The 12,120-nt window shown below is 61.4% G+C and carries 15 protein-coding genes; 5 read left to right on the forward strand and 10 right to left on the reverse strand.

From position 1 onward, the window contains the following. The first annotated feature begins 40 nt into the window (after window positions 1-40). Window positions 41-1,021, forward strand: coding sequence for a M48 family metallopeptidase (locus V7660_RS13985; protein ID WP_335603670.1), 981 nt, complete (start codon window positions 41-43; stop codon window positions 1,019-1,021). Here the strand turns inward: V7660_RS13985 and V7660_RS13990 are convergent. After that, window positions 1,018-1,638 (reverse strand): ElyC/SanA/YdcF family protein, encoded by a 621-nt coding sequence (locus V7660_RS13990; RefSeq protein WP_335603671.1) that lies wholly within the window; start codon window positions 1,636-1,638, stop codon window positions 1,018-1,020. The two genes, V7660_RS13985 and V7660_RS13990, sit on opposite strands and share 4 nt — an antisense overlap. 70 nt (window positions 1,639-1,708) lie before the next feature. After that, on the reverse strand, window positions 1,709-2,134 hold the full coding sequence (locus tag V7660_RS13995) for an NUDIX hydrolase (protein ID WP_335603672.1): 426 nt from the start codon (window positions 2,132-2,134) through the stop codon (window positions 1,709-1,711). 127 nt (window positions 2,135-2,261) lie between these two features. Here V7660_RS13995 and V7660_RS14000 point away from each other — a divergent pair, with 127 nt between their 5' ends. Together V7660_RS14000 and V7660_RS14005 are read left to right on the forward strand one after the other, a co-directional pair. Then, window positions 2,262-2,648, forward strand: a complete 387-nt coding sequence (locus V7660_RS14000) for a DUF302 domain-containing protein (RefSeq protein ID WP_335603673.1) — start codon at window positions 2,262-2,264, stop codon at window positions 2,646-2,648. Window positions 2,649-2,678: 30 nt separating this feature from the next. After that, on the forward strand, window positions 2,679-3,077 hold the full coding sequence (locus V7660_RS14005) for a VOC family protein (RefSeq protein WP_335603674.1): 399 nt from the start codon (window positions 2,679-2,681) through the stop codon (window positions 3,075-3,077). A gap of 9 nt (window positions 3,078-3,086) precedes the next feature. Here V7660_RS14005 and V7660_RS14010 read toward each other — a convergent pair whose 3' ends face one another. The 3 genes from V7660_RS14010 to V7660_RS14020 form a co-directional block, all read right to left on the reverse strand. Continuing rightward, window positions 3,087-3,698: an exopolysaccharide biosynthesis protein gene (locus V7660_RS14010; RefSeq protein ID WP_335603675.1), complete on the reverse strand. Its 612-nt coding sequence runs from the start codon at window positions 3,696-3,698 to the stop codon at window positions 3,087-3,089. Between the two features lie 126 nt (window positions 3,699-3,824). Further along, window positions 3,825-4,118 (reverse strand): CC_3452 family protein, encoded by a 294-nt coding sequence (locus V7660_RS14015; RefSeq protein ID WP_335603676.1) that lies wholly within the window; start codon window positions 4,116-4,118, stop codon window positions 3,825-3,827. Window positions 4,119-4,235: 117 nt separating this feature from the next. Continuing rightward, window positions 4,236-4,586 carry a UrcA family protein gene (locus V7660_RS14020; protein ID WP_335603677.1) on the reverse strand — a complete coding sequence of 117 codons (351 nt, stop codon included), beginning with the start codon at window positions 4,584-4,586 and terminating at the stop codon, window positions 4,236-4,238. Window positions 4,587-4,787: 201 nt separating this feature from the next. Between V7660_RS14020 and V7660_RS14025 the strand changes: the two genes are divergently transcribed. Both V7660_RS14025 and V7660_RS14030 read left to right on the forward strand, forming a co-directional pair. Further along, a complete protein-coding gene (locus tag V7660_RS14025) occupies window positions 4,788-6,128 on the forward strand; it encodes an acyl-CoA dehydrogenase family protein (RefSeq protein WP_335603678.1) in 1,341 nt (446 codons plus the stop codon). 108 nt (window positions 6,129-6,236) lie between these two features. Continuing rightward, entirely contained in the window at window positions 6,237-7,889 is a 1,653-nt protein-coding gene (locus V7660_RS14030; RefSeq protein WP_335603679.1) for a DUF4332 domain-containing protein, read from the forward strand. Between the two features lie 56 nt (window positions 7,890-7,945). Here V7660_RS14030 and V7660_RS14035 read toward each other — a convergent pair whose 3' ends face one another. From V7660_RS14035 to V7660_RS14055, 5 genes are all read right to left on the reverse strand, one after another. Next, window positions 7,946-9,310 (reverse strand): tryptophanase, encoded by a 1,365-nt coding sequence (locus V7660_RS14035; protein ID WP_335603680.1) that lies wholly within the window; start codon window positions 9,308-9,310, stop codon window positions 7,946-7,948. 178 nt (window positions 9,311-9,488) lie between these two features. After that, window positions 9,489-9,995 carry an HdeD family acid-resistance protein gene (locus V7660_RS14040; RefSeq protein WP_335603681.1) on the reverse strand — a complete coding sequence of 169 codons (507 nt, stop codon included), beginning with the start codon at window positions 9,993-9,995 and terminating at the stop codon, window positions 9,489-9,491. Window positions 9,996-10,076: 81 nt separating this feature from the next. Beyond that, window positions 10,077-10,856 (reverse strand): type I methionyl aminopeptidase, encoded by a 780-nt coding sequence (map, locus tag V7660_RS14045; protein WP_335603682.1) that lies wholly within the window; start codon window positions 10,854-10,856, stop codon window positions 10,077-10,079. Between the two features lies 1 nt (window position 10,857). Beyond that, window positions 10,858-11,064, reverse strand: a complete 207-nt coding sequence (locus V7660_RS14050) for a ParD-like family protein (protein WP_335603683.1) — start codon at window positions 11,062-11,064, stop codon at window positions 10,858-10,860. A 56-nt stretch (window positions 11,065-11,120) separates the two neighbouring features. Further along, entirely contained in the window at window positions 11,121-12,110 is a 990-nt protein-coding gene (locus V7660_RS14055; protein ID WP_335603684.1) for a Gfo/Idh/MocA family protein, read from the reverse strand. Window positions 12,111-12,120 lie beyond the last annotated feature (10 nt).

Consider the following 12,120-nt stretch of genomic DNA (forward strand, 5'->3'; position numbering starts at 1 on the left):
GTTTAAACGGTTTACCAAGCAGATTTGACGGAGATTGCTCATGCGCCTGCCGCGTCATGCCTATGGCCACAAGACCCGCAGAAGCGGGCTGGGCGGCCTGTTGCGCAGCCGGTTCAGCCTGATCCTGGTCGGCCTGTTCCTCATCTTCCTCTACTGGCAGGCGAACCAGACCGAAGTGCCATTCTCGGGCCGCAAGCAGCTGAACACCGTCTCCATCGAGAAAGAGGTCGAGTTGGGCCAGCAATCCTATGTCCAGATCCTGAAGCAGGAGCAGCAGCAGGGAAATGACGTCCTGTGCGCAGATGGCAACACTTGTGACGGCGCCGAAGCGGAGTACACGCAAGCCGTCCGCGAGATCGGTGTCAGGCTGCAGCGCGCCGCCATCGAGTTGGAGCAGGACCTCCTGCGAGACGGCGCCTCCTTCACGCCGGTCGCCGACCAGTTTGACTGGACCTATTATGTCGTGGACTCGTCGACGCCCAACGCCTTCTGCCTGCCGGGGGGCTATGTCGCCATCTATACCGGCATCCTCGACATCACCGGCAATCATGACGGCCAGGTCGGCACCGACGATATCAGCGATCTCGACAAGCTGGCCGTGGTCATGGGGCATGAGATTGGCCATGCCCTGGCCCATCATGGCGCTGAGCGGGTCAGTCAGCAGCGTGTTGTCCAGTTTGGGCAGATCGCCGTTGGCGTTGGCCTTGGCGACATGGACGCCTCGCAACAGCGCGCCATCCTGCAGGCCTTCGGCATCGCGGCGCAGGGCGGCATGCTGGCCTATTCCCGCAAGCATGAGACCGAAGCCGACAAGATCGGCCTCGATCTGCTCGTGCGCGCCTGTTACGACCCGCGCGAAGCGCCGGATCTGTGGGAGCGGATGGGACAGATTGGCAGCGGCCAGCGCCCGCCGGAATGGATGTCGACCCACCCGGCCTCTGAAACACGGGCCGAAAATTTCCGGGAATGGATGCCGGACGCCATTGTGGAATACGAACGCCGCTGCGGCCCTCTGGGCTAGGCGCCCTCTTCGTCCCCGCGCAGGCGGTCGATGATCGCGTCCCGCCAGCTTTCAGGCATCAGGAACAGTGCCCAGGCGCCGGCCTCGTAATGCGCGCGGCGCCAGATATCCAGCGGGTTGTATCCGCCGCGAGGGCAGGCGGCGAACGCCTTGGGCTGGTCGCCCGGATGGCTGGCATAGATCGCCTTGGCGCGCAGGACGTGCATGCAGTTCGAAATGAAGACGATCTTGCCGCTGTCGGCGGCGCTGGTCGTATTGGCGAGAGTCTCCAGCCCGGAGATCGTGTCCCGGCTTTCAACGTCTGCACTGATCCGGGCGGCCTCTCCGGATCGGCGCGCCGCCAACAGGGCCATCTCCTGGCTGCCGAGCCGACCTTCCTGCGGGCGATGGCCGCCGACCATTTTCAACTGGTCGAGCTTGCCGGCCTTCAGCAGGGCGAGACCCTTGTCGATGCGCGCCGAGGCATCCGCGGCATTGTCGGTATAGAAGATGATCCCGCGTCCGCCGGACAGCTTGCCTGTCTGGTCCGAAAGCCGGGTGGCGCCCCAGAAGAGAAGCGTGGCGACCAGGTCCGCCATGACCAGCCAGATCAGCAATGTTCGGATGCGTCGAATCACACCGCTATAATCACCACTTGGCTCCGGCCCGCTAGAGCCAAGCCGCAACACGCACTGCATATTTGCAGTTTCAGTCCGGGTTGGACGTCCGGTCCAGTGCGGCCAGATAATCGCGAACCGGCGTGGTCAGCGCGTCCGGCAGATTGTCCAGCGCATACCAGCCCCAGCCGCCATGCTTTTGCGGTTCCATCACGCGGGGCTCGCCGGACACGATCCGCGCAGAATAGACCGGGGCGACCCAATGCTTGCCGTCGCCCTTGTCGATGGTCTCGGCGATACAGGCGAGCCCCGTCAGCTCGATCTTGACCCCAAGTTCTTCCTCGATTTCCCGGCGAGCGGTGTCCTCGGCGCGTTCACCGAAATCGATCTTGCCGCCCGGCAGGCCCCATGCGCCGGCTTCCGGCTCCTTCAGGCGCTGGATCAGCAACAGGCGGCCGTTTTCGTCATGGATCGCGGCGCCGCAGCCCGCGCCGGGCAAGGAAACAGAATCGGTCATAGGGGGAGTCTACAATCATCCCTTGCGAATTGCAGGGATGAAAAGGAACTCAATCGGGCTCGCTCGCATTGCGTTTCTTTCCAATTCAACTAGCCTTTGCCTAGGCACACTCTCGGAGATTTTCGATATGGCCTATACGATCACTCGCACCCTTGATGGCGTCTCGCTGGAAGAGGCTGACCAGCGCACGCGCGCGGCGCTCTCAGACAAGGGTTTTGGCGTGCTCACCGAAATTGATGTGAAGGCGACGATGAAGAAGAAGCTCGACGCCAACATGCCTGGCTATCTCATCCTCGGTGCGTGTAACCCGGACATGGCCTACAAGGCGATTGGCATGGAGCCGCGGGTCGGAGCGATGCTGCCCTGCAATGTCATCCTGCGCGAAGTGGAGGGCGGCATCGAAATCAGCGCCATTGATCCTGTCGCCTCCATGCAGGCGATTGAGAACAGCGAGCTGCACGGCGTGGCGGGGCAGGTCCGCGACATGCTGGCGGAGGCCGTAGGCGCGATCTAGGCCCCGGTAACCGGGTAGGGGGATAATGAAATGGCAAAAGTGATCGGGCTCGGCGGACTGTTCTTCCTGTGCAAGGACGTCGATGCGACGCGGGCATGGTATACGCGCGTTCTGGGCGTCGAGATTGACGCGTATGGCGGCGCGAGCTTCTCGCAGGCCGACGCTGCAGCGCAGTTCCCCAAGGGAGCCCGGACCATCTGGGCGCCGTTCAATGCGGAAAGCGACTATTTCAAACCCTCCGACAGTGACTTCATGATGAATTTGATGGTCGATGACCTCGACACCATGATCGAGCAGATCAAGGCCGAAGGCGTTGATCTGGAGGGCGACCCTATGACCGAGAGCTACGGCAAGTTCGCTTGGGTCATGGATCCGGATGGCCGCAAGGTCGAGCTCTGGCAGCCGATCGAGTCCACACCAGCCATGTAAGCATGTCTGTCAGAACCAGCCTGCGACCTGGTCCCAGGGCACGAACAGGATGGTGATGGTCACGGCCGCTGCGGTGGCGGCAAACCCTGCCAGCATCAGGGCGCCATCACGCGCCACAAGGGCCAGGCCGAAGAGGACGATGGCCGCGCCCGGCGCCGCGACCGCGAACGGCACGAGTTCGAGCGGAATCATGAGTAAGGCAAGAATCGAAACGGCGACCGCAGCCAGATAAGTTGCGGGCTTGCCCGTCGCCCATGACAGGCGTTCGGTAATCATCCGGTCGATGCGCTTCAGCCAGGGTTTCACATTGCCTTCGGCCTTTTCAAGCTTTGAGGCCTCGATGGATTGCTTCTCCACGAAGGAAGGCATCCAGATATGATCCGCGCCAATCAGAATCTGCAGGCTGAACAGCAGGATGACGAGGCCGACCACGGCGGGCAGGCCCGGTATGGCACCGATGGGTGGCAGCACGACCAGCAGGCCCAGCAGGGTGATGATGGGGCCGAAGGAACGGTGGCCGAACATGTCGAGCAGATCCCCCACGGAAATCTCCCCGTCACCGCCTTCCTCGATGGCGGTTTCCAGCACATTCTCCAGCGGGTCGCTTTGTGATGCAGCCATGTCTTTCCTCAATCCTGCCGACTGTAACGCACAAAGTCGGGACGGGTTCGCGCGCAGGCAAAAAAAAAGGCCGTCTGGCAAACACCAGAACGGCCCGAGGAGAGGACTGCTAATCGGTCGAACGCGTTAGCGCGCAGATTTCTTGCACGCTTCAATATCGTCTGCTTCCAGCGCGGAATCGGAATTTGCGAAAGAGATGATCTCGCCAGCCTTCTTCGCGATCTTCTTGCAGTCGCGGACAGAGGCTTTCTTGCGGTCGAGATCGCCCTTGCAGACCGTGCCTTCGCACAGCCAGACGGTGCCGATGGCAACGACCTGACCATCTTCAACCGGCTCAGCGGTTTCGAAGGTGAATGTGGAGGCAAAGGCCGGCGCGCTGAGTGCGAGGAAGGCTGCGGCGGTAAGAGCAGAACGGATCATGGGAGGAGACCTTTCGGTGCGTGGATAGGAAAACTGTGTCGGACCCTGAGTGCCCGTCTGCTCTCAATACCGATTGCTGACGAAAGCGTCAATCATTCAGCCTTCGGGATTCAGCACCTAATCGGCATTCGCCACAAGTCGTGGGGCCAAACCCGACCGGGACACATAGGCTTCAGTCAGTGTGGGATGGTCGATCTTGTTTACCGCCTGGGCGATCACCTGTGACACGCAGGAATCGTCGATGCGAGGCGCCCGGGAGACCGGGGCATCATAGCGACACACCGAAATCGCCTGTTCCTGCAGGGAATCTAGCACGGTTCCCGCGCCGGAGCGTGAATAAAGTGCGCTGATATCATACTGGATTTCAGCCGACACAGGGCGGGTGGGTTCAGCCATGGCCGGCGCAGTATAGGCGACGCCTGCGATGGCTGCGGCGGCGAACAGGTAAGAGAGACGGGAAGATGGCATGGGAGGAAACCTTCTTGCAGTTGCGGCCGGTGGTGACCGTAGAGGTAGAATATGAGCGTTGAATAAATTGTCAATCGTTCAATCATCAACTTTTGTTTCAATCCTGCCGTGGCGGCACAAATTGCCGTCCGGGTGCGGCGCGGTATGCTCAGAGGGGAAAAGGGATTGCCGCAAAGGCGACCGCTCAGGAGGAAACGCATCATGGATTTCAACATCCCGCAGGACATTGCCGATTATCTGACCGTGCTGGACCAGTTCATCGAAGACGAGATCAGGCCACTCGAACTGCAGGACGACAATATCCGCTTCTTCGACCATCGCCGCGAATGGGCGCGCACCGATTTCGACAATGAGGGCCTGCCGCGCCCCGAATGGGAGGAATTGCTCCGCGAAGCCAAGCGCCGCGCCGACAAGGCCGGGCATCTTCGCTATGCGCTGCCCAAGGAGTTCGGCGGCCAGGATGGCTCGAACCTCGGTATGGCGATCATCCGCGAGCATTTTGCCAAGAAGGGCCTCGGCCTGCACAATGACCTTCAGAACGAACATTCCATTGTTGGCAATTTCCCTCAGATCCTGATGTTACGGGACTTTGCCCGCCCGGATCAGAAGCATCTCGCCGACGATGCGCTGAACGGGAAATTCCTCGCCTGTTTCGGCCTGACCGAACCGGACCACGGCTCCGACGCGACCCATATGGAAACCCGCGCCGTGCGTCATAAGAAGGACGGCAAGGATGGCTGGCTGATCAATGGCGAAAAGATGTGGATCACCGGCATGCATGTCGCGACGCACATCATGCTGTTCTGCCGCACCAGCGGCGAGGATGGCGACGCGAAGGGCATTACCTGCCTGATCATCCCGGCGCGCGACCCCGGCGTGATCATCGAAGAATATATGTGGACCTTCAACATGCCGACAGACCATCCGCGCCTGACCATCAAGGATGTCTGGGTGCCGGAAGATGCCGTCTTCGGCCCGCCGGAAGGGGGCCTCGCCCTGGCCCAGCATTTCGTCCACGAGAACCGCATCCGCCAGGCGGCGAGTTCGGTTGGCGCTGCGATCTACTGCATCAATGAAAGCGTGCAATATGCCCGTGAGCGCAAACCGTTCGGCAAGCCGCTCGCCACCAATCAGGCGATCCAGTTCCCGCTGGTGGAGCTTGCCACCGAGGCCGAAATGCTGCGCCTGCTGATCTTCAAGACAGCCTGGGAAATGGACCAGATGTCCAAGCCGGACGTCGCGATCCATCTCTCCGACAAGGTCTCCATGTGCAACTACCGGGCAAACCGGCTTTGCTGTAATGCGGCCGACCGGGCGATGCAGGTGCATGGTGGCATGGGCTATTCGCGCCACAAGCCGTTCGAGCACATCTATCGCCACCACCGCCGCTATCGCATCACCGAGGGTTCGGAAGAGATCCAGATGCGCAAGGTCGGCGGCTACCTCTTCGGCTTCATGGGCCCCGGCAAACACGGCCAGGCCAAGGGCGAAAAGGACGTGAAAGGCAAGAGCGCCGAACCCACCGATTTTGCGGTGCGGTAGGGCACAGCAGAAACTTCCCCTCGCGCGCGAATGGTTAATGATAGCGTAACTATCATTAGGCATTTCTCGTCTGATCCAGATTGAATCAGGCGGGAAGGGAGACGGGACATGTCTCTGCTCGAACGAGTAATTCGCGGCCATCGGTGCCGGTCGACGCACCATTTTATCGCGATGGACGCGCTGTCGCTCATTGCGTCCGATGAGGCGGAGAAGTGGAAGGATCTGTTCCTGGTCCACCACGAGCACCTGCTCGAAGGGGCCAAGGCACCGGATTCCAAATTCAAGGATTTCCGCAACCACGTCCTGCACATTTCCGAAGGGGAATGGGGCGGCGCGCCGGGCAAGGCGATGGAATGGTATGCGACGGCGGTTGATCACCTCCGCCGCAAGCAATGGAGCAAGGCCGCCTATGCGTTCGGTGTGCTGAGCCATTATTATGCCGATCCGATCCAGCCCTTCCATACCGGCCAGACCGAGGAAGAGGGCACCATGCACCGCGCGGTGGAGTGGAGCATCGCCAAATCCCGCGACAAGATTGATGCTCGCATCGAGACGCTCGGCTATCCCGATGTTCCGGTGCCGGAGGGCGCTGGCTTCGTCGCGGACATGGTGCGCAATGGCGCGCGCCTGTCGCATCCCCATTACCAGACCTTCATCGACCATTACGATCTCGAGGTTGGCGTGAAGGACCCACCGGCCGGCCTCGACGAGACCATGTTCGACGCCATTGTCGAACTGGTCGCCTATGCGACCGCAGGCTTTGGCGCGATCCTGTCACGTGCGATCGCGGAAGCCGCCGTCAGCCCGCCGAAGACCAATCTCACCCTCCAGGGCTATATCGAGACGCTGGACATTCCGCTGCGCTGGGTAACGGCGAAACTGTCGGATGCTGCCGACAAGCGCACCGTGACGAGGATGTACAAGGAATATCAGAAGACCGGTAAGGTCATCCGCACCCTGCCGGAAGACGACAAGGCGATCCGAAAGCTTCACGCCAGACAGGTGCTGCGCGTTCCGCTGAAAGAGCTGAACAAACAGGCGCTTGGCCCGATAGGCTCGAAGAACAAGGCGGTCGAGGAGCGCCTGCTGACCGCCCTGATCGGGGACGAAGCCGAACTCAAGGCCGAGGACACTGCGGGCGAAGAGGCCGCACCAGTCGCCGAGCCCGCAGAGCCGGTCGAGGCCGAAGCGCCGCAGGCGGAGGAAGCTCCCGCGCCAAAGAAGCCGGCGCCCCCCAAGGCCGAAGAGGTCCTGTTCGAACCCGAGCCCGAAGTAGAAGCCGAGGCCGCTACCCCCGTGCCGGTTGCTGATGATCTGGGCGACGAGTCCGGTGACATCGCCCGCCGCAGCCGCATCACCCGCGAGTCCCCCGTGGTCGAGGCGCCGAGCATCGGCAAGAAGACCGCCAAGCGCCTGTCGCGCGCCGGCATTACCACGGTCGGTGACCTGCTGGATTGCGACACGGAGGAAACCGTCTTCCTGGTCGATGTGGCCTATATCGACGTCGACACACTGAATGACTGGAAGGACCAGACCATCCTGATGATGGAAGTGCCGGGCCTGCGCGTGCATGACGCCCAGATCCTTGTCGGCGCGGGCATCCGCAATCGCAAGGAACTGGCCGAGGCGCCCGCGCGGACCCTGTTCATGCTGGCCAGTGAATTCCTCCAGACACCGCAGGGCGACCGGGTAATCCGCGACGATGACTACCTCGCCGAAGAGGAAGTCGAGCAATGGATTGACTTGGCCAAGACGGGGTAGACACGATACCCGCAGGCTCATCCTTCGACTTCGCTCAGGATGAGCGCTTCCTTTTGCTAGAGCGGCGCAAACTCCGCCGTGAAGTGGCGCATCATCGGCGGTTCTTTCACGATCTTCAGGCCGCGAATGTCATCCTTGCGCTTGGCGAGTTCCTCGAACACTTCGACGATATAGTCCGCATGCGACTGGGTGTAGACGCGCCGCGGCATGGCAAGGCGGACAAGATCCATCCGGGCGGGCTCTTCGGTGCCGTCCGGCTTGCGGCCGAACATCACCGTGCCAATCTCGCAGCCCCGAATGCCGCCTTCCTCATACAGCGCGCAGGCGAGGGCATGGCCCGGATATTCCAGCGGCGGAATGTGTGACAGCCAGTCCCGCGCATCGATGAACACCGCATGGCCACCCGCCGGCTTCATCACCGGCACGCCCAACGCGTCCAGCCGTTCGGCAATATAGGCATTGGTGCGCACGCGGTAGCGCAGATAATCCTCATCCACGATCTCGGTCAGGCCCTGTGCTATGGCGTCGAGGTCGCGTCCGGCAAGGCCGCCATAGGTCGGGAAGCCCTCGGTCTGGATCAGCCTTGTGCGAGCCTGTTCGGCCAGTGCGTCATCATTCAGCGCGAGCCACCCACCGATATTGGCGAAGGCATCCTTCTTGGCGCTCATCGTCATGCCGTCGGCCACGTCAAACGTGTCGCGGACAATCTCCTTGATCGAGCGATCCTGCTGGCCGTCCTCGCGCAGCTTGATGAACCAGGCATTCTCGGCGAACCGGCAGCCATCAATGAAGAAGGGCTTGTCATGTGCATGGGCGATCTCGGCCGCGCCGCGAATATTGGCGAGGCTGACCGGTTGGCCGCCGCCCGCATTGTTCGTGATCGTCATCATCACACACGGCACGGCGTCGCCGCGCTCGCTCATCAGCTTGGCGAGGGCGTCCAGGTCCATGTTCCCTTTGAAGGGATGGTCGAGGGACGGAATCTTGCCCTCTGCAATGGGCAGGTCCAGCGCTTCGGCACCTGCGGCTTCAATATTGCCGCGCGTCGTGTCGAAATGCGTATTGGACGGAATGACATGACCGGGTTTGGCAATCAGCGAGAAAAGCAGGTGCTCTGCCGCGCGGCCCTGGTGGGCCGGGATGATGTGCTTGAAATCCATCAGATCCTTCACGGCCGCTTCGAACCGGTAGAAGCTCGGCGCGCCGGCATAGCTCTCATCGCCGGTCATGACCGCGCCCCATTGGGCGGCGCTCATGGCCGAGGTGCCGCTATCGGTCAGCAGGTCGATCAGCACGTCATCCGAATGCAGTTTGAAGAGGTTGTAGCCAGCCTCTTTCAGCAGGCGTTCGCGTTCGTCCCGCGTGGTCATGCGGATCGGCTCGACCGATTTGATGCGGAAGGGTTCGATAATGGTTTTCATCTGTCAGCACTCCTGGCTCTGAATGTCCTGGGGGGTGCCGACAGCGGCGCACACACAGGACTTATCCTGCGCCGCGGTTGCCTCGTCTTGGTGACGCGACCGCGCTCAGCGCCTGTTGTGAGATGGGTCGAATATCATGGAGCCGGCGCGCGGCGCAAGATGCCGCGCAGGGCGCTTGTCAGTCGTTAAAGACGTCCGACAGGGCCTTGTCCATTGCCAGCAGGGCGACACCGAAGAACAGCATGTTGATCCCGGCTAGCGTGCCAATGGCCCAGGCCGCCGTGCTGGGCAGGCCGATCAGGATCAGCGCGCCTGCGATGATGCCGGCAAGGCCTGCCACGATCAGCATGGTCTTGCTGTTGCCGCGTAGACGCGGACTGTTGGAGGCGAGGGCGAGTTGAACCCCGCCCTGGATCAGGAAGGAGACGCCAAGGATGATGGTGAAGGAGATGAGCCCGATCCACGGGAAGACAAGCAGGCTGATCCCGCCTGCCAGAAAGAGTAGGCCAAGCAGCAAATGCTGCGTGCGCCCTTCCAGGCTCGGGCGCCAGGCCCACCAGAGATGGGCCGCTCCTGCGAAGATGATCAGATAGGCGAGGATGAAATTGTAGGAGAGCCCGGCCACATAGGGGAAGAGGATGGCCAGTGCGCCGAGGATGACAAAGATGATGCCTGCGATTTTCATGTGATCAGCTCCCGGTCGAATTCAGACCGGTTCAGCCTATCATGTCTTGCCATGCGCTTGTACCGGACTCTGCCGTATTGACTACGCCCGGCGCGCCTGCATGGGCGTCTCGTCGGGCCGCAGGGTCAGGACTTCAACACCGGTTTTCGTTACAGCAACCGTATGCTCGAACTGGGCGGACAGTTTTCCGTCATCGGTTACGACGGTCCAGCCATCAGCCTCTGTCGAGACTAGGCGTGTGCCCAGATTGATCATGGGTTCAATGGTGAAGACCATGCCTTCGCGCAGCTTGAGGCCCGTTCCGGGTCTTCCGAAATTCAGCACTTGCGGGTCTTCATGCATTTCGCGGCCGATGCCGTGTCCGCAATACTCCCGCACGACCGAGCAGCCATTCTTCTTGGCGTGCCGTTCTATCGCGAACCCGATATCGCCCAAATAAGCCCCCGGCCGGACCTGTCCAATGCCTTTCCACATCGCCGTCTGGGCGATCCGGACGATCCGCCTTGCGGCAGGGGAGACGTTCCCGACCATGTAGGTCTTGCTCGAATCCGCGATGAAGCCGTTCTTCTCCAGCGTGATGTCGAGATTGATGATGTCGCCATCGCGGATAATCTCGTCCGGATTGGGTACGCCATGACAGACGACGTGATTGATTGAGCAGTTCAGGACATATTTGAATCCGTATTGTCCTTTGCTTGCTGGGCGCGCATTGAGGTCGACCGTGATGAAACGGTCGACCAGATCATTGACCTGAAGCGTGGACATGCCAGCCAGGTTCTTCTGGTCCAGCATTTCGAAGACGGATGCCAGCAGCTTGCCCGATTTACGCATGAGCGTGAGTTCGTCCGGCGTCTTGACCATGTCAGGCGACTTTCAAATCCGCCACGGGCAGGTCTGCCGCTTCAAGCTGCATCTTCACGATGTCATTGAAGGACAGGGTTGGGTTGGCCTCAGCGAGCCGGCCCATCTTTATCCAGAATTCGGCCTGTGCATTGATGGACCGGCACATGACCGCACTGGCCCGTCGGACCTCCTCATGCAGGTCATTGTCAATTTTCACGATACCCATGAGTGCCCCTCCATACGAAACATATACATATCGTATACGTTTCATATATCGAGCGGTCAAGCGGGCGGGAGATCACTCCGTGGCGACAGGCCTGCCGCTTCATAGATCGCATCAATCGTGGCCATGTTGCCGATGGCGTCCGCCCCGCCGGTTAGCGGAAGGGCCCGTCCGGTGAGCACATCCATCACATGGTCCAACTGGTGCTCATAGGTGATGTTGCCTTCGGCCGTCTCGGTGCGCACGTCTCCGCCGCGCCGGATGGTGATTTCATGGCCGCGATGCGGGTGCACCGGATTGAGCAGGGAGACGCAGCCATCGGTGCAGACGACTTCCAGCCAGATCTTGCGCTCGCCGTCGGCCATGCTGCATTCGACGCTCGCTGACGCGCCGCTCGAAAAGCCGAGGTGCGCCTTCGTGCTGATGTCGACGCCCGGCCGGTCGCACTGCGCGCTGGCTGACAGCACATTGGGCTCGGCGTCCGCCAAGGTGCGGATCATGTGGATGGAATAGCAGCCAAGATCCATCAGCGCGCCGCCACCGAGGTTGAGCGTATGGCGCAGCTCCCCCTCCCGGTAGGGGATCGACACATTGAAGACGGCATCCATCGTCTTGATCGCGCCGAGTTCCCCGCTGCGCACGATCTCCAGCACGCGCAGGAAGGCAGGATGGAACCGATAGTGAAACGCTTCGATCAGGGGCTGTCCGGTGCGGTGCGCGGCGTCCACCATCCGGATCGCCTCGGCGGTGTTCATGGCGAAGGGCTTTTCGCACAGGACCGCCTTGCCGGCTTCCAGGGCGGCAATGGTCAGATCGGCGTGCCGGTGCGGGGGCAGGGCATTGTAGATCAGGTCCACATCCGCGCGGCGCACCAGCGCGCCATAATCGGTCTCGACATGGGCAATGCCGTGCGTTTTGGCATAGGTGCGCGCTTTCGCTTCGTCTCGCGCCGCAACGGCGACAATCTCACAGTCGCTGCGGGCTGCGGCTGGATCGATGATGGCCTTGGGGCCGATCTTGGCTGCGCCGAGAATGCCGATGCGGATCATGAGGGCTCCT

The organism is Hyphomonas sp., assembly GCF_036964145.1.
Lineage (GTDB): Bacteria > Pseudomonadota > Alphaproteobacteria > Caulobacterales > Hyphomonadaceae > Hyphomonas.

Excerpts from the sequence above, each read along its gene's own strand:
- V7660_RS13985 (WP_335603670.1), top strand. The coding sequence starts at position 41 with ATGCGCCTGCCGCGTCATGCCTATGGCCACAAGACCCGCAGAAGCGGG.
- V7660_RS13995 (WP_335603672.1), bottom strand. The coding sequence starts at position 2,134 with ATGACCGATTCTGTTTCCTTGCCCGGCGCGGGCTGCGGCGCCGCGATC.
- V7660_RS14000 (WP_335603673.1), top strand. The coding sequence starts at position 2,262 with ATGGCCTATACGATCACTCGCACCCTTGATGGCGTCTCGCTGGAAGAG.
- V7660_RS14005 (WP_335603674.1), top strand. The coding sequence starts at position 2,679 with ATGGCAAAAGTGATCGGGCTCGGCGGACTGTTCTTCCTGTGCAAGGAC.
- V7660_RS14010 (WP_335603675.1), bottom strand. The coding sequence starts at position 3,698 with ATGGCTGCATCACAAAGCGACCCGCTGGAGAATGTGCTGGAAACCGCC.
- V7660_RS14015 (WP_335603676.1), bottom strand. The coding sequence starts at position 4,118 with ATGATCCGTTCTGCTCTTACCGCCGCAGCCTTCCTCGCACTCAGCGCG.
- V7660_RS14020 (WP_335603677.1), bottom strand. The coding sequence starts at position 4,586 with ATGCCATCTTCCCGTCTCTCTTACCTGTTCGCCGCCGCAGCCATCGCA.
- V7660_RS14025 (WP_335603678.1), top strand. The coding sequence starts at position 4,788 with ATGGATTTCAACATCCCGCAGGACATTGCCGATTATCTGACCGTGCTG.
- V7660_RS14030 (WP_335603679.1), top strand. The coding sequence starts at position 6,237 with ATGTCTCTGCTCGAACGAGTAATTCGCGGCCATCGGTGCCGGTCGACG.
- V7660_RS14035 (WP_335603680.1), bottom strand. The coding sequence starts at position 9,310 with ATGAAAACCATTATCGAACCCTTCCGCATCAAATCGGTCGAGCCGATC.
- V7660_RS14040 (WP_335603681.1), bottom strand. The coding sequence starts at position 9,995 with ATGAAAATCGCAGGCATCATCTTTGTCATCCTCGGCGCACTGGCCATC.
- map (WP_335603682.1), bottom strand. The coding sequence starts at position 10,856 with ATGGTCAAGACGCCGGACGAACTCACGCTCATGCGTAAATCGGGCAAG.
- V7660_RS14050 (WP_335603683.1), bottom strand. The coding sequence starts at position 11,064 with ATGGGTATCGTGAAAATTGACAATGACCTGCATGAGGAGGTCCGACGG.
- V7660_RS14055 (WP_335603684.1), bottom strand. The coding sequence starts at position 12,110 with ATGATCCGCATCGGCATTCTCGGCGCAGCCAAGATCGGCCCCAAGGCC.